The sequence below is a fragment of the Candidatus Anoxymicrobium japonicum genome, assembly GCA_002843005.1.
GTDB classification, from domain to species: domain Bacteria; phylum Actinomycetota; class Geothermincolia; order Fen-727; family Anoxymicrobiaceae; genus Anoxymicrobium; species Anoxymicrobium japonicum.
In genome coordinates this window covers 1-23205 of the sequence record PHEX01000018.1, presented here as the reverse complement: position 1 = coordinate 23205, position 23205 = coordinate 1, and the positions used below count along the sequence as shown (strand labels likewise).

At 58.1% G+C, this 23205-nt stretch carries 19 protein-coding genes and 1 other RNA gene; 17 read left to right on the top strand and 3 right to left on the bottom strand.

Features of this window, described 5'->3' with window-relative positions:
• Window positions 1–205 precede the first annotated feature (205 nt).
• The 11 genes from CVT63_03090 (at window position 206) to CVT63_03040 (ending at window position 11273) form a co-directional block, all read left to right on the top strand.
• Complete coding sequence (locus CVT63_03090; protein ID PKQ28397.1) at window positions 206–1525, top strand: hypothetical protein; 1320 nt, start codon at window positions 206–208, stop codon at window positions 1523–1525.
• Window positions 1522–2412 carry a hypothetical protein gene (locus tag CVT63_03085; protein ID PKQ28396.1) on the top strand — a complete coding sequence of 297 codons (891 nt, stop codon included), beginning with the start codon at window positions 1522–1524 and terminating at the stop codon, window positions 2410–2412. Before CVT63_03090 ends, CVT63_03085 begins: the two co-directional genes overlap by 4 nt.
• Before the next feature lies 1 nt (window position 2413).
• Window positions 2414–3184 (top strand): hypothetical protein, encoded by a 771-nt coding sequence (locus tag CVT63_03080; protein ID PKQ28395.1) that lies wholly within the window; start codon window positions 2414–2416, stop codon window positions 3182–3184.
• 206 nt (window positions 3185–3390) lie between these two features.
• Entirely contained in the window at window positions 3391–4884 is a 1494-nt protein-coding gene (locus tag CVT63_03075) for a hypothetical protein (protein ID PKQ28394.1), read from the top strand.
• A 109-nt stretch (window positions 4885–4993) separates the two neighbouring features.
• The gene (locus CVT63_03070) at window positions 4994–6082 is read left to right on the top strand and encodes a transcriptional regulator (protein ID PKQ28399.1); all 1089 of its coding nucleotides are present in this window, start codon (window positions 4994–4996) and stop codon (window positions 6080–6082) included.
• A gap of 189 nt (window positions 6083–6271) precedes the next feature.
• Window positions 6272–7309 (top strand): hypothetical protein, encoded by a 1038-nt coding sequence (locus CVT63_03065; protein ID PKQ28393.1) that lies wholly within the window; start codon window positions 6272–6274, stop codon window positions 7307–7309.
• 50 nt (window positions 7310–7359) lie between these two features.
• Window positions 7360–8076, top strand: a complete 717-nt coding sequence (locus tag CVT63_03060) for a UDP-3-O-(3-hydroxymyristoyl)glucosamine N-acyltransferase (protein ID PKQ28392.1) — start codon at window positions 7360–7362, stop codon at window positions 8074–8076.
• 44 nt (window positions 8077–8120) lie between these two features.
• An RNA gene (gene rnpB / locus CVT63_03055) (RNase P RNA component class A) lies at window positions 8121–8477 on the top strand.
• Window positions 8478–8589: 112 nt separating this feature from the next.
• Window positions 8590–8967 carry a hypothetical protein gene (locus CVT63_03050; protein ID PKQ28391.1) on the top strand — a complete coding sequence of 126 codons (378 nt, stop codon included), beginning with the start codon at window positions 8590–8592 and terminating at the stop codon, window positions 8965–8967.
• 131 nt (window positions 8968–9098) lie between these two features.
• Window positions 9099–9728 (top strand): hypothetical protein, encoded by a 630-nt coding sequence (locus CVT63_03045; protein PKQ28390.1) that lies wholly within the window; start codon window positions 9099–9101, stop codon window positions 9726–9728.
• A 9-nt stretch (window positions 9729–9737) separates the two neighbouring features.
• Window positions 9738–11273, top strand: a complete 1536-nt coding sequence (locus CVT63_03040; protein PKQ28389.1) for a hypothetical protein — start codon at window positions 9738–9740, stop codon at window positions 11271–11273.
• Window positions 11274–11346: 73 nt separating this feature from the next.
• Here the strand turns inward: CVT63_03040 and CVT63_03035 are convergent, their stop codons facing one another.
• The 3 genes from CVT63_03035 to CVT63_03025 all read right to left on the bottom strand — a co-directional run bounded on the left by CVT63_03035 (window position 11347) and on the right by CVT63_03025 (window position 16187).
• Window positions 11347–12255, bottom strand: coding sequence for a hypothetical protein (locus tag CVT63_03035; GenBank protein PKQ28388.1), 909 nt, complete (start codon window positions 12253–12255; stop codon window positions 11347–11349).
• 145 nt (window positions 12256–12400) lie between these two features.
• Window positions 12401–14575 carry a hypothetical protein gene (locus CVT63_03030; GenBank protein ID PKQ28398.1) on the bottom strand — a complete coding sequence of 725 codons (2175 nt, stop codon included), beginning with the start codon at window positions 14573–14575 and terminating at the stop codon, window positions 12401–12403.
• Window positions 14502–16187, bottom strand: a complete 1686-nt coding sequence (locus CVT63_03025; protein ID PKQ28387.1) for a glycerol-3-phosphate dehydrogenase — start codon at window positions 16185–16187, stop codon at window positions 14502–14504. Before CVT63_03025 ends, CVT63_03030 begins: the two co-directional genes overlap by 74 nt.
• Before the next feature lie 80 nt (window positions 16188–16267).
• Between CVT63_03025 and CVT63_03020 the strand changes: the two genes are divergently transcribed.
• The 6 genes from CVT63_03020 to CVT63_02995 are packed head-to-tail and all read left to right on the top strand — an operon-like array spanning window position 16268 to window position 23075.
• Entirely contained in the window at window positions 16268–16915 is a 648-nt protein-coding gene (locus tag CVT63_03020; GenBank protein ID PKQ28386.1) for an RNA polymerase sigma factor SigW, read from the top strand.
• A 1-nt stretch (window position 16916) separates the two neighbouring features.
• Entirely contained in the window at window positions 16917–17330 is a 414-nt protein-coding gene (locus tag CVT63_03015; GenBank protein PKQ28385.1) for a hypothetical protein, read from the top strand.
• 51 nt (window positions 17331–17381) lie between these two features.
• Window positions 17382–18506, top strand: a complete 1125-nt coding sequence (locus tag CVT63_03010) for a hypothetical protein (protein ID PKQ28384.1) — start codon at window positions 17382–17384, stop codon at window positions 18504–18506.
• A 1-nt stretch (window position 18507) separates the two neighbouring features.
• Window positions 18508–19548, top strand: a complete 1041-nt coding sequence (locus tag CVT63_03005) for a hypothetical protein (GenBank protein ID PKQ28383.1) — start codon at window positions 18508–18510, stop codon at window positions 19546–19548.
• 16 nt (window positions 19549–19564) lie between these two features.
• Window positions 19565–20689 (top strand): CoA protein activase, encoded by a 1125-nt coding sequence (locus tag CVT63_03000; protein ID PKQ28382.1) that lies wholly within the window; start codon window positions 19565–19567, stop codon window positions 20687–20689.
• A complete protein-coding gene (locus tag CVT63_02995) occupies window positions 20655–23075 on the top strand; it encodes a hypothetical protein (GenBank protein PKQ28381.1) in 2421 nt (806 codons plus the stop codon). Before CVT63_03000 ends, CVT63_02995 begins: the two co-directional genes overlap by 35 nt.
• Window positions 23076–23205: the final 130 nt, after the last annotated feature.

The window sequence follows — 23205 nt, the reverse complement described above, 5'->3', positions numbered from 1 at the left end:
ACGGATACAGGACCGTTGGCACATTCCAGTTGGCGCTATATCATGTGATGGGAGACCTTCCGATGCCAGAAACGACCCACCGATTTGTGTGAGGAGCCATGAAAGAAGAGTTTCTTATTTTTGGAAGTTTGCTTATAGTGCCGATCGCGTCATCGGGGGCGCCTGTAGTTGACACGAGAAACGTTCTGGGCGCGGAGGGATTTAATTGAACGAATCATCGGCTTTTAGGGAATGCTCGCCCGGGCTGCCGCCTTATTTGGAAACTCGAAAAACCGGTGACAGGCGGCTGAAAGTGCTCTTCATCGCCTTGTGGTATCCGTATGATGACAACCCCAGTTGTGGTGTTTTCACCAAAGAACACGCCCGCGCCGCCGCGCGAAACAACGAGGTCCGCGTTCTTCATGTCATCGAGGGCAAACCCTCTTGCCTCTTGCCCCGGAGGCAGGAGTCAGGCGCGGACGATGGGGCGTACGACGTCACGCGCGTCTATCGTCACCGTTTTGCGCCGATTGCTTTACTCGAGCGCAAAGCTGATGACGTGGCTATCCAAATGAAGAGATCCACCAGGTTTTACAAGCGCTTGTCTGGATGCGCCATGGCGGGATTGGCGAAGATTATTCGGGCATCAAGGTCGCCGGGCTACAGCGTGTCGGTTATGAGGGCTTTCAGGAAATTGAGGGCGGAAGGCTGGACGCCGGATATTATCCACGCTCACGTGTACGCCGCCGGCTTTCCGGCGGTGATAATCGGTCGTCTTTATGGGATTCCAGTCGTGGTCAGCGAGCACTTCTCGCTTCTTGCGCGCGGTGAGCTCAATGTTCTCGAGAGGCTCAAGGCGCGGTTTGTCGCGAGACGGGCGGACGCGCTCTTGCCGGTCAGCCCACTGCTCGCCGAGGCCCTTGTCAGATATGGCGCGCGGGGCAATATATCCGTGGTGCCGAACATAGTCGATACGTCGTTGTTTCACTTTAGTGAGAGACCCGTTTCCGCGGAGCGGCCGCGGATGCTGGCTGTTCTGTCGTCAAACCCGGGAAAAGGCTTTGATTGCTTGATAGATGCGGCAGCGATCCTTTTTGAGAGAAGACCTGGCGCTTTTCTGAAAATACTTGGAGTTGATCGCGAAAAGTACGAAACGAATCCACGCGCGCTTTGCCTCATCAACAAGGGAGCGCTCGAAATTCGGGCGCGGCAGGACAAGGAATACGTCGCGAGATCGATGATCGAGTGCGATTTTCTCGTCCATCCGACTTTATTCGAAACTTTCGGGATAGTCGCGTTCGAGGCCATGGCGTGCGGAAAGCCGGTGGTCGCGTCGAAGATACGCGCGTTCGAGGAGACGATGCCTGCGATGGGCGGTATCCTTTTTCCACCCGGAGATTCCGGGGCTCTCGCTGAAGCGGTAGAATACATGATTGATCACCTGGGTGAGTACGGTGGAGAAGAGCTCGCCTCTTTCATTGAAAGGGAGTTCGGTTGGCTGAGAATAACGCAAATGCTGGACGGCGTTTACAGGTCGCTGGCGTGATTGACAACCCTGGTCTTTTAGAACAGTACGAGTTGCTCATAGAGTTCTTGAAGCGCTATCCGGAGCGCTTTGCGATGCTGCCTGACGAGGACTTCGTTTCAGGGTTCCTGTTGTTCGCGCGCCACATGGCGGCCTATGAGTTTATCCTGCCATACGTTGCGGGGAAGGATGTTCTCGACATCGGGTGTTTCACCGATTACGGATGCGAACTCCTGTCGCGTGAGGTCAGGAGCATCGTTGCCATCGACATGGATGAGGATGCGATCGGGTTCGCCATCGAAAAGAGGTCGCTTCCGAACACGACGTTCAAAGCCGTCAACGCGACGGAGATGCCTTTTTCTGACTCCGAGTTTGACGTAGTGGTAGCGCTCGAGGTTATTGAGCACATACCACCTGGCGCAGTCGGCGCTTTTCTCGATGAGATAAGTCGGGTTTTGAGAGACGACGGTCTTATTATCCTTGTCACCCCGAACAGGAAGTTCCGTCTGATGCCGGGACAGAAACCGTTCAACGAGGAGCACTGGCAGGAGTTCCGTCCCCATCAATTCCGGCATCTGCTCAACAGTCGTTTCCGTGATGTGAGTATCGAGGGCATACGGGCGAAGCAGTGGATTGAGGAGATCGAAAAAATACGCGTGCGGAGATCGGCTTTCAGGGCTTATGTTCGCAACCCCGCCGGCAAGCTGATCCAACGAGCGTTTTCCGGGCTCTACTCGAGGCTGAAGAAAGGCGTCGTGGTTAAGCATTCCGAGGCAGAAGGCGTGCCTTCCGCTCTTGAGGAACTGTTCAATCCGCCGCGCAGTTTTTCGATGAACGATTTTTACCTGACGGAACGGCTTGACGGCAACGCGATGGAGTTGATGGCGATTTCAAAGGTGGCCAGATAATATGAGCAAGAAGAAGAACGACGCCTTGAGCCGATTCAACGCTGCCGAGTACGTACCCCGGCAATACTGGGAAGATCGATTGAGCTCCTGCTTCTCGCTTCAGGGAGTGGGCCACCTCGCTTTCAGCAATCAGTATAATTTCTGGTATTACAAATCCAACAAGAGGGCCATCGCCAGGGCGCTGAAGCGCAACGCGGTGAAAACCTGTGACGTGAGGATGATAGATGTCGGGATAGGGACAGGTTACTATATCGATTTCTGGCACAAGCGCGGGGTTCGGGATCTTGTGGGTTTTGACATCACGGAGAAGAGTGTAACCGAGTTGCGAATTCGTTACCCTTCCTGCGATTTTCACAGGGTGGACATCTCGAAGAATCTCGAGATCGACCCTGGCAAGTTTGATATCTTGACTGTTTTCAACGTGCTATTTCACGTCATTGAAGAGGAAGGGTTTGAGAACGCGATTGAAACCATCGAGGCGCTCACTGAAAAAGACTCGACGATCCTGATAATCGACAACTTCATCGATGGCGCCGAGCCGCTTAGAGGACATCACGAGACGCAACGCACGTTAGCGCGTTACAGGGAAGTTCACAAGACAAGGGGTATGGAGATAGTGGATCTGGTGCCTATCTCTTTCTTCATGAACAATCCCATCGATGCCGGTCGGCTGAAGAGCCGGGTCGCCAGGTGGATCGTGCGGAAAGGCTTTCGACTGAACACACTGGCTGCGGGCGCCACCAGGCGGATGGGGGGGCGGGGAGTGTCCTGAGCTACATCTGGGGATTTGCATTGTACTGCCTGGACGGTGTGGTTCTGCGGTTTGTCAAAGATGGTCCCGGGCAGAAGATAGCCGTGATACGGCGCGTTTGATTCCGGTCTGAGTTTACACACTGGAGGTTGGCGCTCTGGTTGTTCCCTGAAGCCCGGCCGCCGGTTCAGGTTGCTCTCTATTTTTTTCTGCGATAATGTGCGTTTTTGGAGGCGTCCTTGAAAGAGAAGATAGTTGAGATAGGCAGGGATTCGTCCTGGTACCTTGGCGCCAGCGTCGCAGCGGCGGCCATTGGTTTTATCTCCATTCCGATATTCACGCGATTGTTCAGCCCGCGCGATTACGGCATCTACTCGCTGGTGTCGGTCGCCATAGGCGTTCTCGCTCCTCTGTTTTATATATGGCTTTCGCAGTCGGCCCTGCGTTTCTATCCGGAGTACAACAGGGACGAGAAGCTGGGCGTCTTCTATTCGACCATCTACCATTACATGCCGCACTTCATCGCGCTCTGTTTCGTGGTGACGCTGCTGCTGGCCGCGTTCGCCGTTCCTCTCGGCGGATACAGGTTGGTCGTTTGCCTGGGGATCGCGGTTTTTGCGTTGTTCACGATTTTCAGTGTTTCCCTCGAGCTCATGCGCGTGAGGCAGTTTGCCTGGCAGTACTCGATCCTTACAATACTGCTGAGCGCCGGCCGTTACCTGGTGGGTGCGGGCCTCGTGGTGTGGTTCGGCTTCGGCGTCGAGGGCATATTCTGGGGATGGCTTGGAACGCTCGTCCTGCTATTGCCCGTTGAGTTGTGGATGTTGCGTGTGCACCATCACGTAAGGTGGAAAGACCATTCATCGCGGTTGAGCCGCGAGTTTTTCGGTTACGGCTTTGTCCTGATCTTCGCCACCGGATTCTCGAGCGTCCTGACCGTGGCCGACAGGTATATTGTGGATCTGTTCAAGGGCGCCGCGCAGGTTGGTCTCTACTCGATTGTTTATAACCTCATGACCAATGTGACAGGCGTGATCTTGAGCGCGCTCATTCTCGGCAGTACCCCGGTAATCATGAAGACATACGAGTACGATGGGGAGGACGAGGTTCGAGCCCTGATCAAGCGGCTCACGAGATATTTCCTGATAATTATCCTTCCGTGCATGACGGGCCTGTGGGTGCTTCGATTCCGCATGATGAGTGTCATATCCGGATCGAAATACATGCCGGCCACCAGAGCCGTTCTGCCATTGGCGCTGGCGATGGTGTTCGTGAACATAACCTGGCTCCCTACCTGCGCATTCATGCTCAAGAAGAAGACCAGGCTCATGCTCTACCCGGTCATGTCAGCCGCGCTGCTGAACCTGGCTCTGAACTTCCTGTTGATTCCGAAATACGGGTTCGTCGGCGCAGCCTGGGCGACTTTCGTGTGCTATGCGGTTCTTTTCGCGCTGACGCTCGTCATGTCACGCGATCTTATGAAGTGGGAGTTCCCATGGGCCGGCGCGCTCAGGGTGTTGATAGCGACCGCCATCATGGCGGCATGCCTGGCAGTGCTGGATGGAATTGCAGTTCATGGCGCGGGCGGGCTTCTGCTGGTGATAACTACCGGGGCCATCGTTTTCTTTGCGGTAATCTTTCTCGTAGGTGGAATAGAGCGCAACGAGAGACAGTTTGTTCTGGCGCTGGTCTTTAGAATATTTAAAAGACACGCGGATTGAGTATTCGCCAGTGGCGGAAAATCAACGGGCGTTCATTCCCGCCGGTTGCCCGCCGCCACATGTTAGATTACTGTTGGTACAGAAATCTGCTGACATTGGAGAAGCGATGATAAACGTGCCGCTTATTGACCTGGCGCGCCAGTACCGGGAGCTGGAAAAAGAAATAGAGCTGGCCGTCAGGGAAACGCTTTTTAGTGGAAACTATATACTCGGATCACAGGTTGATGAGTTCGAGCGCGAAATAGCCTCATACCTGGGGGTCGAGCACGCCGTCGGCGTCGGCTCCGGCACGGACGCCTTATACCTCATCTTGAAGGGACTGGGAATCGGCCCGGGCGATGAGGTTATCACCACAGCTTTCACTTTTGTCGCGACGGCGGACGTAATCGCCAATTGTGGGGCATCGCCCGTGTTTGCCGACATCGATCCTTTGACTTTCAACCTCGACCCTGAATCGGTGCGGGCGCGAGTCGGCAGTCGCACAAAAGCGATTGTGGCAGTGCACCTATTCGGCCTCCCCGTTGACATGGATCCGTTCGTCGAGATCGCCGAGAACAGCGGCCTGTCTATTATCGAAGATTGCGCCCAGTCGCTCGGGGCGGCGTATCGCGGGCGGATGGCCGGATCGACAGGAGCTGCCGCCGCGTTGAGCTTTTTTCCGACAAAGAACCTTGGTTGCGCCGGGGACGGCGGGATGGTGTGCACCCGGGATGAGCAACTGGCGGAGAGGGTGAGAATGTTGCGCGCGCACGGCTCGAAGCGCAAGTACTGTCACGAAATTCTGGGAGTGAACAGCCGGCTCGACGCGCTTCAGGCTGCTATCCTGCGGGTCAAGCTGACAAAGCTCGACGCGTGGAACTCGGAGAAGCGAGAGATCGCGTCAGTCTACAATGATTCCCTCACAACGGTTGTGACTCCACCGGTTCCTTCTGAAGCTTTCCACGTTTATCATCAGTACACGATCCGGTCAGAGGAAAGGGACGTCCTCAAGGAAAAGCTCTCGAGAGCCGGTGTGAGCTCGGCCATCTACTACCAACTGCCGCTTCACCTGCAACCGTGCTTCAGATACCTCGGTTACAGGCCCGGCGAACTGCCGGAGTCGGAGAGTGCGGCGGATCAAGTTCTGTCTCTCCCGATATTCCCGGGCATGACAGCGGCGGAGGTCGAGCGCGTGCGCGACGCCATCAACTCCGGTTAGGGGTCAGGCAACGTCTACCGCTTCAGCGGTAGACGGTGCCTGACCCCTGGCGTCTACCGCTTTAGCGGTAGACGTGGTAGACGGTGCGGTAGACGGTGCCTGACCCCTGGCGTCTACCGCTTTAGCGGTAGACGTGGTAGACGGTGCGGTAGACGGTGCCTGACCCCTGGGGCTGGTGCGCTTTAATAAGTGAACAGGAGGGGTGTTTTGGACAATCGGGACGTGGTCATAGGAATAATCGGTTACGGGTACTGGGGGCCGAATCTGTGCCGCAACTTCTTCGAGCTTGATGGCGTGCGGCTGAAGTATATCTGCGACTCTTCGCAGGAGAAGCTCGACGAGGCGGGCCGCAGGTTCCCCCGTGTAGAGCTGGCTACAGAGATCCAAACCGTGTTGGATGACGACGAGGTCGAAGCCGTCGTGATGGCCTCTTCCGCCGTGACGCATTACCCGCTGGCAAAACGGGCTTTACTCGCCGGAAAGCACGTGATGGTGGAGAAGCCGCTGAGCCTGGAGGTAGAGCAGGGTCGCGAGCTGGTCGATCTGGCGGAGAAGAATGGGCGCATCCTCATGGTGGGTCACCTGTTGATATACCACCCCGCTGTGGACTACCTCAAGAAGTATCTTGACTCTGGCGAGGCGGGCGAGTTCTGCTACATCTACTCGCAACGGCTGAACCTGGGCCGTCTGCGGCGCGACGAGAACTGTCTGTGGAGCCTGGCGCCCCACGACATATCCGTGATGCTGTACTTGTTTGAAATCGAGCCGGAGTCCGTTGTGGCGAGAGGCGCGTCATATCTGCAGGATGGTCTCGAGGATGTAGTGTTTTGCACCCTCTATTTCCCCGGAAAGAAAATCGGCAACCTGCACGTATCCTGGCTCGACCCGCACAAAACGCGCAAGTTCACCATTGTGGGCAAAGAGAAGATGCTTGTGTTCGATGACATGAGCACTGACGAGAAAGTGCGCGTTTTCGACAAGCGAGCGTACTATCTCGACCTCGAGCTTGGCAACGAGCCGCAGATTCACTACGGGGATCAGACCGTGCCGTTCATCAGGTGGGAAGAACCCCTCCGAAAGGAGTGCGCACACTTCCGTGATTGTGTGCGCGAGGAGAAGAAGCCGCTGTCGGACGGAGAGCAGGGGCTCCGCGTTGTCAAGGTCTTGAGCGCCGCAACGAAGTCGCTCGAGTTGAACGGGCAACCTGTGGCGCTCGAGAAGGCGTAACGCGGCGACGAAAGGCCGCTCATCTACAATCTACTACAGCGGAGGCACGCATGAGCGCTTATTTTTCTGACTCGGCAAGCGTGGCGCCGGGGTGTCACTTTGGCGAGAATGCGGTCATCGAAGATGACGTAGTCATGGGCATGGGTTGTGAGTTGGGGCACAACGTCGTTGTCCACCGGGGCACGAGACTTGGAGAAGGCGTAAAAGTCGCGTCAAACGCGGTTCTTGGGAAGCCGCCCAGCGCTTCAGCAACCAGCAGGAGAGGCGTGGATGAAGTTGGTGTCCTGGTAGTAGGCGCTGGAACGATAATTGGGGCTTCGGTGGTGATCAACAGCGGCGCCGAGTTTGCGAAAAACTGCTACATCGGAGACCTTGCGGCGGTGCGCGAGAAATGCGTTGTCGCCGAAGGCGTAATAATCGGGCGCATGGTCGTCTTAGAGTCGAACATCAAGATCGGCGCCAGGGCGAGAATACAAACCGGCGCTTATATCACCGGAGAGACGGTCATCGAGGAGGACGTTTTTGTAGGCCCGTACGTTGTCACTACCAACGACCGGTACATGTCAATGTGGACCAGTAAGACGTACGCGGGCCCGATAATCAAGAGACGGGCGGCGGTAGGCGCCGGGGCCAATCTGCTGTCAGGGATCACCATTGGAGAAGCCGCCGTTGTTGGGATGGGAGCGGTTGTCGTAACGGATGTCCCTCCGAAAAGAGTATTTCTCGGTGTGCCCGCGCGCGATGCCGGTGAAGCGCGAATAGGCTGAATAGATTACTGTCCGTCCTCAACGGTGCTACAATATCTTCAGGGATAGTCATCCGGGTGGCCGCGGGGCGACAGCCTCGAGGAAAGTCCGGACTCCACAGGGCAGGGTGCTGGATAACGTCCAGGCGAGGCGACCCGACGGAAAGCGCCACAGAAAAGAAAAGACCCGCCGCGCAAGCGGAAGGTTAAGCTGAAACGGTGGTGTAAGAGACCACCAGCGGCCAGGTGACTGGCCGGCTTGGCAAGCCCCACCCGGAGCGATGCCGAATAGGGGAGGAGCGGTGGCCCGCCGCGTTTCGACTCCCGGGTTGGCAGCACGAGGCCCGTGGCAACGCGGGTCCCAGATAGATGGCCACCACCGCGCTCGCGGTACAGAATCCGGCTTACACGGTGGCTATCCCCTTTGCCCGAGGGGTCAGGCACTGCCCACTGCTACGTGGTTGACATCGCCTGACCCCTGATGTGGAATTTGCGTCTGTTTCACCTATTTTAATTCTATAATAAGAAAAGGAGGATGGAGATGGCAAAGTCACAACCTGAGTTCAAGATGGCGCACTATACGGACATCCATGCCTTTGAGTTCGGCAGCGCTGCCCCTGGCGTTGAGATACGGCGCCTTATTGACGAGGAGCTTGACGGAGCGCCTTTTTATAACCTGCGAATGATCGAGATCGCCCCTGGCGGCAACACGCCTGACCACTCGCACGAAAACGAGCACGAGAACTTTGTTGTCGAGGGTCAGGGCGAGGTCATGGTCGAGGGGACGTTCCACCAGGTAGCCGTCGGCGACGTCATATTCATTCCGCCATGCGCGCGGCATCAGTACAGGAACACGGGAGAAGGCACGTTCCGTTTCCTGTGCGGGGTTCCCGCCTCGAGGCTACTCGCTTAACTTTGGGAGCAGGTCTTTTTTTAAAGTTTAAGAGGGGTCAGGCACCGTCTACCTTTCAGGCACCGTCTACCTTTCCGTCTACCGCTTTAGCGGTAGACAGTGCCTGACCTGACCCCAAAAGTTGAGCGAGGTTGGGGGATATTGTGCACCGGGAACGTATAGAAGAAAAGAATAGCGGTGGCGGCTTGAGAGTCGCGCGCGGGCGGGAGAGTTTGCCCGTGTTGCTCGCGCGTGACGCTCACGCGTCGCACGAGGCGCTCGAGGCGTTGTGCGATCAGTATTTGCCGAGAATTTACAACTATATCCTCAAGCGGGTCGGGGGAGTCGAGGATGCAGAGGACATAACCTCGATAGTTTTTGAAAAGGTGATACTGAACATGGACGCGTTCGACGAATCGCGGGCGTCATTCGCGACCTGGATATACAGGATAGCGACAAACAGCCTCACGGATTTTTACAGGGGCAAGGGCCGCAGAATGGAGACGTTTCTTGATGATGGATTGAGGAGCGGTGTGGCGGCTGTGGATGACAGTTTCGAGCGCGCCGAACTTTACAGGGAGTTGGTCGGGCTCATGAAGCAGTTGCCGCTCAAGTGCCAGCGGGCCGTGAGCCTGAGATACTTCGGTGGCCTGCGGGTTCATGAAGTGGCGGAGACGCTGGGGATAACAGAGAGCGCGGCGTCCAAGAGAATATTGAGGGGTCTTGACGAACTCAAGCGGCGGGCACAAGGCGGGCCTCTCGACAGGATCATTCAGGAGTAGTGGGTTGACGTGTTTAACAGGAGAAAGCTCTACAAGAGAATACTGATTGACGAGGAATTCGACGACAGGGAACCGATGGCGCGGGCTATCCGATCTCTCATGCCAGACGACTCGTCTATGGATCCGGAGGCGCGCGATCGCCTGGTAGGCCACCTTTGCCTGTTGCGGCAGAGGCGCAAACGTGACAGGTACACACACGTCACGATTCCTTTGAGGCGCGCGCTGGTTGTCGCGACAGTATTCGCGCTGTCCGTTGTGGTAACTTTCGCGGCACAGACCATCTCACCGTTTGGGCGCGGAACGGCGCCTGAAAAGCCGCGCGAGGTCGCGCGGATCTCGAAGCTGTCCGGCGCGGCCGAGGTGCTTGTCCCCGGGCGCCGGTGGAGAGAGGCGTCGTCGGAAGACCGGCTCGCCGAGGGCTGGAGCATTCGTACGGGAGTCGGCTCTTCCGTAGCGGTTTGTTTTCCCGACATGAGCATAATGCGAGTGACCGATGGGTCCGAGGCCCGCGTTTCGAAGCTTGCCCCGCGGGATGTCGAGATCGAGCATGTGTCCGGGAGCACTTATCACAGGGTTCACAAAGGCACGAGGTACGTGGTTTCCAATAGTGGTGTCTCATCTGAGACGCGTGGCGCGACGTTCAACGTCGAGAATCGCGTATCGGGGCGCCTCGAGGTTCTTGCCGTTGAGAGCGCCGTCGATGTTTCCATCAATTCGCATAAGCCGATCGAGGTCTCGCAGGGCGAGGTCATGACCATATCCATGGCTCAGGAAAAGAAGGCTGACAAACAGCCGGTCTCCCGCGAGCGATTGAATGAGGGCAGGCTCATGGCCAGCATCCGGCAGGACGTGGACGCCGGGTTTTCTACCGGGATCTACGAGAAACTGGACATCCTGGCAAGCCCGCCTTCGGCAAGTCCCACAACGCAACCCGAGCAGCCATCCGCGTTGCAGCTCGCGGGGGAAGCCGCGGGGTCGCGCGTGACATTGACGTGGGCGATCTCCGGTGACGTCACATGCAAAGAGCTGGTGCTGCTGCGATCCGAGGGCGCACAGCCGATATGCCCGGACAATGAAATCGCAAGGTACTCTGACACATCGATATCATCCGCCAATGACGACGCTATTGAGAGTGGGCGCACTTACCAGTACCGGTTAGCCGCTGTGCCTGAAGGATCCGAAGATATTGTGTACAGCAACACCGTCGTCGTGAACGTGCCCGCAAAGAACAATGCGCCCGCCCCGGTGTCTGTGTCACTGACGGCCACGCCCGTCGCGAGCGGCGTCACCGTGGAGTGGAGCGTGCAAGGGGCCTCACGGTTCGGGGGGTTTGTTCTGGAGAGGGTTGTCGCCAGGGCGCCGGACGGTTCTCCGACTCCCGCTGGCAACAGCACAACCAGGCGGTTTGAATTATGTGATGTTTTCTACTCATGCCTGGACGACTCCGTGCTGCCGGGGCACGCTTACAACTATCGCGTCGGGCTTGTAGTGGACGGCGCGGTCATGGTGTACTCACAGTGGGAACAGGCAAAACTCACGCGCTAAATACCCCATTCCATAAGCGCTCCGTACGCGGGGTAGACGGAAAGGTAGACAGTGCCTGACCCCTGACTGCCGACTAAGTTTTCACCAGCCATTGATCGTTCTGCCGGATCAACTCGATAGTCGTGTTCAGCTTGAACGGCTCGGTTATCCGCAGGACGTGAACTATTTCCCTGTCACTTTTTTCGGTATCGTACGAGATGTCGAATTTTTCTATCTGCACCGTCGCGCTGCTTTCCGAGGCCTTGACGATTCTGGCGCTGAAATCCTTGAAATAAATGAGCCCCTGCAGTTCATAACCTTTCAGCAAAGTGGCAATGTTATCCTTCAGAACGCTGCCGGGCGCTGAGAGACGGGCAACGCTTTCCTGGTTGTCGGATATGGCGGCACGGACATACTGTTGCACCACCTCGGCCGGCGACCCGCCGCCGGACCCGGCCTTTTTCATGAACGTAAAGTAGGCGCCAATGGCGATTCCGAACAGCAACACGATTATGCCGAATATCATGACGGTGATGTTCCACCATTTGCTGTAGCGCCAGGAGGTAGCCATCGATTGCCATTCCCGGCGAGGGGCGGAGTTTTCCGTGATGTCCGTGATGTTTAGCCCGAACGGGTCGTCGGCTGTTTGCTCGCCCGCGCCGGCGACAGAGGAGGCCTCGGGGCCTTTGTAGCCGCCGATGAGACTGTTGTCCAGCTCGATCCGCTCAGGTATCACATGCGCGCCTGGTGGGACGACCTGATCCGCGATAGCCGCAACCTCCGCTGCTGGCTGCCCGTTTCTGTCAAACGTGACGCTCTCTTCCGCGAGCGCGATGAAGTCCTCTTCGAGCCTGGCGAGTGGCGGGTCTGGCAGCCTGTCCTCGGCTGGAAGTTCAACGGATTGAACGGGCGCCTGTCCGGTCGCCTTTGAGACCGGATTGCCGCATCTCGGGCACGCAAGCGCGCCAGATGTTATTTCTTCCGAGCAAAACTCACATTTCATGTTTGGTTCTTCTCCATTACTTGTGCGTTTTCAAATTATACCAATCGGAATGCAAAAAAACGCAACACTGGGGCCTGACCCCCTGTGTTGCGTTTCGACTGTGGGGGTGTGACAGTTCAAAAGTTAAGTGATCTCTCAATTGGAATTAGCGTGGTACGCAGAAGTAGTGCGACTGTTCGGCTGCTACCGGCCTGTCTGAGTGAACTTCGACGGCGCTCCCGGTCCATTCGACTCCGGGGATCTCGTCCGCGTGAAGCGTGAACCTGCTCTTCGGGCCGACAGCGAAGGTGGCGCCGACGTCGGCGCCGTTCTCCAGGTGGAACAGATACGTGACGTTTGCCGTCTCGACCCCGGGGTTCATCACCAGCACGTACTCGTCGAAAGTCCCGGCGGTGTACCCTTCCGCGAAGTACCAATCTTTTGAGAGGAGGCTGATACCGTTGGACACATGCCCGCCACGCCTCGAGTCGCGCGTGTTATACATGGCGCGCTCGACCACGATGTCCCTGTCTGAAGTTATGACCGCGCCGGTCTCAGCGCTTTCGAGACCGGCGATGGAGTCCACCGCTATCGTGCCGCGCGCGTACGGCGCCACCTGGCACTCAAATGGGTGTGGCCCGGTCGTGGTGTCGAACTCGAATTTGACCGTCGCGATTTCGCTCGTTGGATTGAGCAGGAGAATATACTCATCGAGGAAATGTCCCGTGCACCCTTCGGCGAGATACCAGGTTTTCGCGGGCGCGGTAATGCCCATCGCGACGTCACCGCCGTTGATCTGGTTGGGGGATCCGGTCCAATCAAAGTAGATAGCGCGCTGGGCCACTGTCGGTTGGGTCGATTCCACCTTGATGGAGAGGGCTTTTCCGTTGAGACCCGGAAGGGCGTTGACGAGTATCGTCGCGCGGTTCTTCGCCTGCTGGGCAAACTCATGAACGTACGGTTGTCCTCCCTCAACGTAGTAGGTCACATGATATCGTGTCTCTTTTTCGCCGGGGTTGAATAACAAGAGGTACGTGCTGAACAGCGCTCCCGTGTACCCTTCCGCGAAGTACCACGTTCGAGAAGGGGATGTCGCCCCCAGCGTCGTTGACCCGCCGCGCCTGTTTTGCATGTTGAAGTACCCAGATTGCTGTGCAACCACCGGGCCGTCCGCGTCGATCGATATCGCGTGTCCGGTCGAGACCGGTAGCCCTGAAACGTTATTGACCGTGATGGTCTGACGCGAGCCGGGCGGCAGGTAGTAGTTCTCTGTGACGGGATCGTGCTCCTCGGGATAGTAGGTGGCGCGCGCGTTCACGGGCTTCGAGCCGGGATTGAACAGGAGCAGGTACTCGAGGAACTCCGCGCCCGTGTACCCTTCCGCGAAGTACCATGTCTCAGACGGCGCCGTGGCGCCGCCTGACGAGGACGCTCCACACAGCGGAAGTCCGCCGTACGCTTGTGGGATTATCGTGAGCGGCGTACCGTCCGGGGCCCACTGGTACGGCCAGTACGCCTCCAGTGGATGAAGTCGTATGCAGCCGTGCGAGCGAGGGTTCACACCGAGATTCTCCTCGTAGGCGCCCAGGTAGCTCGGCCAGGAGTGCATGCCGTAGTTCTTCTTCCAGTCCATCCAGTAGTTGCATCCGCTGACAGTGCCGCGGTGGGCAAGTATCCGGTAGTTGCCCGTCGGAGTGCCGGAAGCCCCTGTGCTGACGCGCTCTATCTGAACAATGACCCCGTTCTCGAAGAAGTACGCGCGCTGCTCGGCAAGTGACACTATGATGGACTTCGCGGGCGCGGACGCCCGGCGCCCATTTCCCATCCTGGCCGTGACAGGCTCGCTTTGTGGCCCCTCGGCCCGGTTGCCAGCAACGGATGACACCCGGTAGAAGTACATGGCCCCGCGCTCGACAGAATCGTCTAAGAAGAACGGGAAATCCTTCCACGTCGCTGCGGAAACCCCGCCGACCTGCGTGTAAGGCCCGTCGAGGCTCGAGGATCTGTACACTTTGTAACCCGCGCAATCAGCCCTGTTGTTCCAGGAAAGAGTGATGCGGATGCCACGGTCTTCCTGGCGCTCAAGAACCTCGAGGCCGTCCGGTGGCCGTAGCGCCCCGGCCGTGAGCGCGCTCGGCGCCGCGAACGCGGGCGCGGATATCAGCAATAGCAGCCCGGCAAGTGACGCCGTGAACAATCCCGCTGCGAGGCGTTTGAGCCGCAAATCTGGCGATGTTCTTGAATGATCCATGTGTTTTGCCAACATATCAGCCAAGGTATCGCCTGGATAGCGCGACGGTCTTTTCATACTCCTTGACCTGGCGTTTTTTTTCTTTGGCATCCCAGCCGAGCACGCCGCCCATGATGCGCGCGATTTCGCTTGCGACGCCGAGCCCCTGATCCGCAGTCTGGCAGCATATCTCCGCGCGGCGGACGAGAAAGTCGTCTACCGTGCGGGCCATTTCTCCCGTGACGGCGAATTGAACCTGTGCCTTGATGTACGGGATATCCGGCGCGAGAGTCTCGGCAAGGCCCGGATCCTCGTCAACCAGGGCGAGAACCTCGAGCGCCTCGGTCCCCTGCTTGAGGAGCCCGAACAGTATGTCGTCATCGAATTTGTGTTTTCTCGCGAGCGCGCGAACGCGCGCTTCGGTGTCGGTGGCGGGGACATGCAGGATCGGGTTGTTCATGGTCATGCAGCCGCGCCTGGCTTTTACGTTGAACTCCTCGAGGAGCTTGCGCGCAGCCATGTCAACCACTTCCTCGGCCATTGAGCGTCCCGTGGTGAGCTTGCCTCCCGCGATGGTCAGCAGCCCGGAGCGGCTCTGGTATATTCGGTGCTCGCGGGAAACTTTGCTTGCCGTGACATCATCACCGCCATCCCCCATGACGAGCGGCCGGAGGCCGGCGTACGTGCTGATGATATCGCCCATATCGAGATGTGAGCGTGGCAACGTTTCACTTGCGCCCTCGAGGATGTATTCGACATCTTCGCGCGTGGCGAACGGGAAGTCGAGATCTTCGTGATAGTAAGTGTCGGTTGTTCCAATGAGCGCGAACTGTCTCCTGGGAACCACGAACATCATGCGCTTGTCGGTCGGGCTGAATATCGGCAACGCGTTATTTGTCATCGCGCGGCCGCGCGGCACAACGATGTGCACGCCCTTGGTCAATTGCAGCTTCTGGGGCGCGTCGGTCTCATCGAGAGCGCATACCCGGTCACCCCAGGCGCCCGTGGCGTTTACGACGACGCGGGACTCGATGTCGAACTCCTCGCCGGTCAGGACGTCGCGCGCCCGCGCGCCCGCCAGGCGGTCGCCGTTGTGGAGAAGACCGACAACCTCGACGTAGTTGGCGCAATCGGCGCCGTCGTGGATCGCGGAGAGCGCGAACGCGAGAGTCAACCGCGCGTCGTCGGTCGAGCAGTCGTAGAAAACACCCGCCGCCTTGAGGCGGTCGCCGTACAATCCTTCCTCGAGGCTCATGGCTTTGTCGCGCAGGTACATCTTGTGGTTCTGGATGTTGCGGAATAGCGACAGGATGTCGTACAGGATCAGCCCCGACTCGATCATGAAGACTCCGGCCTTGTCCCCTTTGTAGATAGGGAACATAAACGACTGCGGATAAACGAGGTGGGGCGCGTTCAACAACAGTTGCCGCCGCTCGCGACAGGCCTCGAACACGAGCTTGAAATCGAACATCTCCAGGTATCGTATGCCGCCGTGGATCATTTTGGACGAACGGCTGCTCGTCCCGAACGCCCAGTCGTTTTTTTCTACACAGGCGCAGGTGAAGCCGCGCAACGCCGCGTCCCGGGCGATGCACGCGCCGGTTATGCCTCCGCCTATGACGAGAACGTCATAACCTTTCGATTTGAATTTCTTGACCGTTTCTTCGCGTGAAAATTCCAATTCGGCGCTCCTGTCGTTGTTTTCGGGTGTCCGTGACAACAAAACCCCGTATAATCAAGCGAACCCATTATAATTGAATCCACTTGACGTAGCTTAACGTAAGAAAGAATGAGCGCATAAAGTTGGCTGGCCACAGAATAAGAACAGGTATGCCGAACGGCAGGCTTTCCCGGGACGGGAGAGAGGACGCGCGTCTGGTCGAGAAGTGCCGCAGAGGGGATGAACTCGCTTTCGAGGCATTGGTGCTCAAGTATCAGAACCAGGTTTATGGAGTTGCCTACAGAATGGTAGGCGACAGTGAGGAGGCAATGGATCTCGCGCAAGAGACGTTCATAAAGGCGTACAGGGGGCTTGACACGTACAAGCCCGCCATGCCGTTTCGAACGTGGTTGCTGCGAATAGGGACGAACTCGGCGATCGACAACTTGCGGAAGCGCGGACGCGGACGTGACATGCCGGTAGAACTGGGGTCCAAACCCAGGCCGGGCGCTATCAACTCCAGCGAGGTTTCATGGGCATCGTTTGACCCGCCAGGCCCTGAGACCGACATCCCGGAGAATGTCAGCGTCTCGAACGAGACGGCGGGCATCATCTCAGAGGCGCTCTCGGAGTTGCCGGACAACTACAGGGCCGTGGTGATTCTTCATCACATGGAAGGCATGAGCTACTCTGAGATAGGCAAAGCGTTGGGGGTTCCAAGGAACACCGCTAAGACATGGGGACACCGCGCCCGGGGCCTCCTTTGCGGCGCGCTGGAGGGAGTGATGTAACGTGCGAGACGGCCGGGGAGAAAAGGACAGGAAATGCGTAAGGGCGCAGAACGCCATCGAGGAACTCGGAGATGGACACACAAGCCGCATTCGTTGGATGTTTTTGAGGCGCCACGTTAAAGATTGTGGGGAATGCGGCGCATTTCTGGAGCGCATGAGCGCGGTAGTCGAGGCGCTCTCGGAGATGCGGCGCCTCAGCGCGCCTTCCGATTTCGCGTCGCTGGTGATGGCCAGGCTCGCCGGGGGATCAACGGGCGCGACCGCGGAACCGGCGGAGGAGCCCCGTGTCCGCCACACTCTTTTGTGGGTCGCCGCGGCCAGCCTGGGAGTCGCGATCGGACTCGCGCTGGCGATTCAGAGGTGGATTATCGGGAAAGAAGGCAAGGAAAAATTCGCGGCGGCGAGCTCAGTGTGACAGTTCAACGAGTGGGCCGGATGCCACTTTACGCAACGTGAGGAAGTGAGAATGCATCGCGAGCGAGGCAAACCAGATCAGAAAAAGAAAGGCGATGTCCTGGCGGTCATCGGCGCCGGAGCGTGGGGCACGACGCTTGCCGCTCTGGAGGCGTCAAACTTCAAGCGCGTAAATCTTTACACTCCGGAGCGTGAAGCGGTCGAGGAGATAAGACGTTTTCACACCAATGCGCGTTACCTGGATGATTTTGTGATCCCGGAGAACGTGATTGCTTTAGAGTCGCTCGAGCTTGCGCTCAAAGGTGTTTCGATGATCGTGATCGTTGTGCCGTCTCATGTTTCCCGTGAAGTGGCGCGGAAAGTAATAGCTCTCTGTGACGAAGACGCGCGTTTTGTGCTGGCGACAAAGGGACTCGAGAAGGAAACGGGGCTTCTGAGCCTGGAGGTGTGGCGGGAGGAACTTACCGCGTTCGATCCCATGTGGCGTAGCAGGCACGATGATCCGCTCGTTCTCTCGGGCCCGAACCTCGCGCGCGAGATCTGCGCTGGCAAGCCGGCTGTATCGAATATCGCTGGAGAGGACGTGGACAAGGTGCAACACGCGATTCGCGCGCTCGGGCACCCACTGCTGACCCTGTTGCCGTACCATGACCCGATCGGCGCCCAGGTAGCCGGCGCTCTCAAGAACGTTTACGCGGTTGGCTGCGGCATGGCGGACGGTCTTGCCTGGGGCGCCAACGCCATGGCCACGATTATCTGGCGAGGGCTCGAGGAAACGGCCCTGTTCGTGCGGGCGGCAGGCGGAGATACAGGTGTAATATCGACCCCTGCCGGCGTTGGCGACTTCATAGCCACGTGCGTGTCGCCACTGAGCCGGAATCACGACTTTGGGCGCATTGTCGTAGGCGCTTGTGCGAGCGAGGAGAAAGTGAGGGGAGTGAAGGAAGGGGCGCAGACCGCCGGTGAGGCACTCAGCCGCGGGCGCTCAATGGGGGTGGAGATGCCACTGCTCGAGGCTATCCGGTCGGTTATGTCCGGCGACTCTGATCCTGTCGCCGTGCTCGACGCGGCGCGCGGCGTTTCCCTGAAAAACGCCGGCGCTCCTTTGATCACAGGCAAGACGCCGGCCTGCCAGACGCATAAAAGCTCTGAATCAAAACACGAGGTGGGACTTTAAGATGAAAGTTGGAATTCCAAGAGCGCTTCTTTACCATCACTACGGTGACTGCTGGTTCGAGTTCCTCGAGTCTATCGGGGTCGAGCCTGTTCTTTCTGGTGAGACCACGGGCAAAATAATCACTAACGGCGCGGTCAAGGCCGACAATGAGACGTGCTTGCCCGTAAAAGTATTTTCCGGACACATGCTTTCACTGAAAGACAGCGTTGACGCTGTTCTCGTGCCCCGGGTAGTGAGCCAGAGACAAGGAACCTGCTCGTGCCCGAAGTTCCTGGGCCTCCCGGATCTGGCGCGCGCCCTTGATTGCGAACTCCCTATGGTGGTTGCCCCGAGGATGGACATCGCTGACAGGTGGTCGCTCTGGGCGAGGGAGTGGTACGTTGCGGCTCGCGCTTTCGGGGCGGGAAGAGCGCGTTCGGCGGCGGCTGTTCTCAAGTTGCTTCGCGCTCTCGAGCAGGCAGAGCGGGCAGAGCAGACCGAACAGGTTGGCGAGGAGAACGGATTGCTTGAACCTGATATGTCAATCGGTGTCGCCGGACACCTCTACAACATGCACGATGGGCGCGTGTCTCTCGGGATGCTCGATAAACTTCGGGCGATGGGCGCCACGCCGGTGACGGTTGACGAGGTTGATGCGCGTGTGGCGCGCAAGCAAGCTGAAACCCTGTCCAGAAGGGTTTTCTGGGGCTTCGAGAGCCACCTTGCCGGGGCGGCCCTGCACTGGAGCCGTGCCCGGGCCGTGTCGGGCATTCTTTTTGTGACCTCTTTTGCCTGCGGGCCCGGGTCGATGGTGGGCGCGCTGCTCGAGGATCAGTTATCCCGCGAGGGATCCGTTCCCCTTATGACTATCACTCTTGACGAGCACGCCGCCGAAGCCGGCATGGTAACCAGGCTGGAGGCTTTTGTGGATATGCTCAGGCACGCTTCGCGCGCCGCGGCGCGCGCGGGACAGGCACCGTCTCGTGAATCGCGCAACCCGATGGATGAGCGACTACTTTCTGATATGCGCGTTACGCAGACGTGCGAGGTGAAGTCACATTAAAATAGCAGTTCCACGCATGGGAAACCTGCCGTTCATCGCGAAAGATCTCGCCGCCCGGTTTGACTTTGACTTCATGGAGACGCCGCCGTTTTCCGAGAAGGTCATGGAGCGGGGCGTCGCGCTTGCCCCTGAGTTCGCGTGCCTGCCGTTGAAGGCGGTTCTCGGCAGCTTCACGGAGATGCTCGATGCCGGCGTGGACACCCTGGTTACGGCTGGGGGCAAAGGTCCCTGCCGCTTCGGTTACTACGGTGAGATACAGCGGCGCATCCTCGAGCGGGAAGGTTACGAGTTTCAGATGCGCGTGATCGATCCGCCATCTGTTGGCTTCTCCGTTTTCTACCATGACATCAGGTCGATCATTCCGGCTACTCAGATATCGATAGGAAAACTCGCGCGTGAGCTGTCAAACGCCATGGCCAAGGTCGTTGTCTTTGACACTCTGGAGAAGTGGGCGCAGGCTATGCGCGGTCTCGAGGCGGAACCCGGCGCGGTCAACAGCGCACTGGATGACGCCAGGGCGATAGTTTCTCAGGCGTTCAGCAGGAAAGAGATCAAACGCGCGCGCGCTGAGGCGCAGGAGCGTTTCAGTGTGGTTCGGCTTGACCATGAGCGAGAGCATCTTACGATCGGTCTGGTTGGCGAAATATTTGTGGTGCTCGAGCCATATTTCAACTTTGACATAGACCGCTGGCTTGGCAAACGGGGAGTGGTTGTGGAGCGCTCCACGAATATCGCGGATACGGTATATCCCGGTGGCCGGCACCCCGTCTTTGGATACAACAAGCGATCTATCGCGCGCGCCGCCTCGCCGTACCTCTCACACGAGGTTGGCGGTGATGGGCTTCTGTCGGTAGGGGCATCCGCGCTCTTCGCGAAAAGAGGCTTTGACGCGGTGGCGCATTTCCTGCCGTTTACCTGCATGCCGGAAATCATAGCGAAGGGAGTGCTCGAGCGCCTGTCATCCGAACAGGACATTCCGGTGCTCTCCTTGACCATAGACGAACAGACAGGGAGGGCGGGAGTAGAAACCAGATTGGAGGCGTTGCTGGATCTGGCTCGCGCCAGGAGGAAGAATCAGGCAACCGCCGGCGTGCCGGTGACCAGAATTGAAAGAGGTTGGCAGGTTGGAAACAGCGGTTGAAGCGTTGCTCGCCCGGGACGGGGTAGAACTGGATTTCCGCGAGACAGTTGATGTAGTCTCTTTTGTCTTTGCGTGGAAACCGAACCCCGTTGCGAGGGTTGTCATCAAAGGGCTTGCCAGGTTCATGCGCCCGCTCGAGCAGGGCTCATACGATGGAAAGCGAATCACCGGCGAGCCCAATCGCGCGAGCTGGGTGATTGCATCTCCGCTAAACATATTTATCATGCAACGAGCGAGCTACTGGCAGAAGATAGTGCTGGCCGCGCGGCTCAGGCACGCGGGCGAGATCAATGTCGTCGAGGTTGGCCCCGCGGGCGGGAAATCCGGGAACAGGTCCGCGAAGTCACTGAAGAATTTCGAGCGACAGACCCGCTCCGACGAGAAAGGCCCGGATCGCCTCGAGGAGCTTATCCGGATACAGCGGAAAAGCGACGTGTCACTGACGGTGGTTCCCGTCGCGCGCACCTCGCATCAGTTGACGCCGAACTCTGCGAGCGCGTCGGCGGTGATCAGAGCATACCGTATCTTGCCACAGAACATTATCAGGAAAGCGTTTTCTTGCGCGCACATGCTCCGCACGGGGAGGGTGAAGAATTGCAGGCCGTTTGTGCTCTCGAAGTGGTGTGAGTCGCGAGACGGGCTCGAGCTTTCGGAGCAATCCGCGATCCTGCGCCGTGAGTTGATGGGAAATATCGAGTCGCAGCAAAGGGCATGCGCGGGACCACCGGCCGTGCCGACGAGGGAGGCAAAGAGACGTGTCCTCGCGGATCCCGTGCTGGCCTCTTACATGCAGGAGTACGCGCTCGACCGATGCGCCACGCGCGAGGCCGTCCTGGACGAGGCGCAAAGCTATGTCGATGAGATCGCGTCCGACTATCGGGTCGGAGTAGTGCGCTGGTTTGCGCGCGCGGTGGATATCCTGTTCGACCGGTTTTTGACCGATCTCGAGGTGGATCGCGCCGGCATACAGTTCCTGTCCGAATGCGACAGCCGCTCGAGGCTCATCCTCATATGCTCGCACAAGAGCTACGTGGATCCGTTGTTGATTGGCTACGCGCTTTTCCACTCTGGGATGGTTCCTCCACACCAGGCTGCCGGACGCAACCTGGATTTCTGGCCGGTGGGATGGCTGCTCCGGCACTCGGGCGCCTTTTACATGCGCAGGACATTCGCGGGCGAGACGCTGTATACCGAAGTATTTTCCGCGTATGTAAGGTATCTGCTTGCCGAGAACTACATTACGGTGATCTATATCGAGGGCACGCGCTCCCGTGACGGCAAGCTCGCGAAGCCAAAGACCGGCCTGTTGGAGATCTTCGCCGATTCAATGAAGATGGGCATTTGCCAGGAGATCAAGCTCGTGCCGACATACCTTGGCTACGAGAAAGTTCCGGAGGAGAACGCGCATGTGAAAGAGATGGCGGGAGGGAAAAAAGTTTCTGAGAGCGTCAAGGGACTCGGGCGAATTTACAAGTCGATGAACACTAAACTTGGTCGGGCGTACGTGAAATTCGGGCCTCCTTTGAGCATGAAGCCCACAGTCGACACCGCTGAGCTCGAAGCGGCGGCGCTGGCTGCATGTGAAAGCATAAACAACGTGACGCCGATCACGGCCAGATCGCTTGCCGCGAGCTCGATACTCGCCACCACCACCACCTGGGTTTCCGTGGCTGAAGCGCGCGGCGCGGCGCGAACGCTTCTTGATTTTGCGCGAAGCCGTGGTTGCCCGATGGCCGTTGACGCCGACATGGACGGCGTGATTGCCGCGATAGATTGGTTCGCGTCCGAGGGTCATGTTTCGCGAGATAGCCGCGACGGAGAGGACGGCTTGAGCGTTGATGGGAATGGAAGGCGTTTCCTCGAGTACAACAAGAATATACCGCTCAATCATTTTTTAGACGCTTCGCTCGATGCGATCGCGAGCCGGGGCTGTGAGCCGCGCGCTCAGCATGAAAACCTGGCGTTCTTAAGAGACCTCCTTGATGAGGAGTTTGTGTTCGGCGCGGCGGAAGAGCGTTCGACAGCGCTTCTCGATGAGAGCGTCGATGAGAAGCGTGTGATTGCTTCGCTTCTCGAGTCCTACGTCGAAGGCTACACGGTCGCGGCGCGCGCGGCGGGCATGATATGCGACGGGAGCATATCACGTGATGACTTTGTAGAGAGATGTTTTGCCGAGGGCGAGTTGATGCTCTCAGAAGGCGCGATTACGCGGCAGGAAGCGGTTTCAAAGACGATGATGATGAACGCGGCGAGGCGGTTTGTGGTTCTGGGCGCGTTAGAGCAGCGTCGCGAGAAAGCGAAGGGCCACAGGGACAGGGTACTGCTGTCAAAAGGCCCGCGCTTCGACGAGATCGCGCTCATCGAAGAACGCCTCCATCAACTTTAACTTTTGTTAAAGGGGTCAGACACCTGGTTCCTGAGAAAACGCATAATGGGGTCAAACCAAAATATGCATTTTGCAACAGATAAATGATGGGAGCGCGCATAAAAATGCATATTTTGGTTTGACCCCATTA

What these genes read in the sequence shown, in the direction of transcription:
- CVT63_03080 (PKQ28395.1), top strand. Translation starts at nt 2,414, where the DNA reads ATGAGCAAGAAGAAGAACGACGCCTTGAGCCGATTCAACGCTGCCGAG.
- CVT63_03060 (PKQ28392.1), top strand. Translation starts at nt 7,360, where the DNA reads ATGAGCGCTTATTTTTCTGACTCGGCAAGCGTGGCGCCGGGGTGTCAC.
- CVT63_03050 (PKQ28391.1), top strand. Translation starts at nt 8,590, where the DNA reads ATGGAGATGGCAAAGTCACAACCTGAGTTCAAGATGGCGCACTATACG.
- CVT63_03035 (PKQ28388.1), bottom strand. Translation starts at nt 12,255, where the DNA reads ATGAAATGTGAGTTTTGCTCGGAAGAAATAACATCTGGCGCGCTTGCG.
- CVT63_03030 (PKQ28398.1), bottom strand. Translation starts at nt 14,575, where the DNA reads ATGCCAAAGAAAAAAAACGCCAGGTCAAGGAGTATGAAAAGACCGTCG.
- CVT63_03010 (PKQ28384.1), top strand. Translation starts at nt 17,382, where the DNA reads ATGCATCGCGAGCGAGGCAAACCAGATCAGAAAAAGAAAGGCGATGTC.
- CVT63_03005 (PKQ28383.1), top strand. Translation starts at nt 18,508, where the DNA reads ATGAAAGTTGGAATTCCAAGAGCGCTTCTTTACCATCACTACGGTGAC.
- CVT63_03000 (PKQ28382.1), top strand. Translation starts at nt 19,565, where the DNA reads ATGGGAAACCTGCCGTTCATCGCGAAAGATCTCGCCGCCCGGTTTGAC.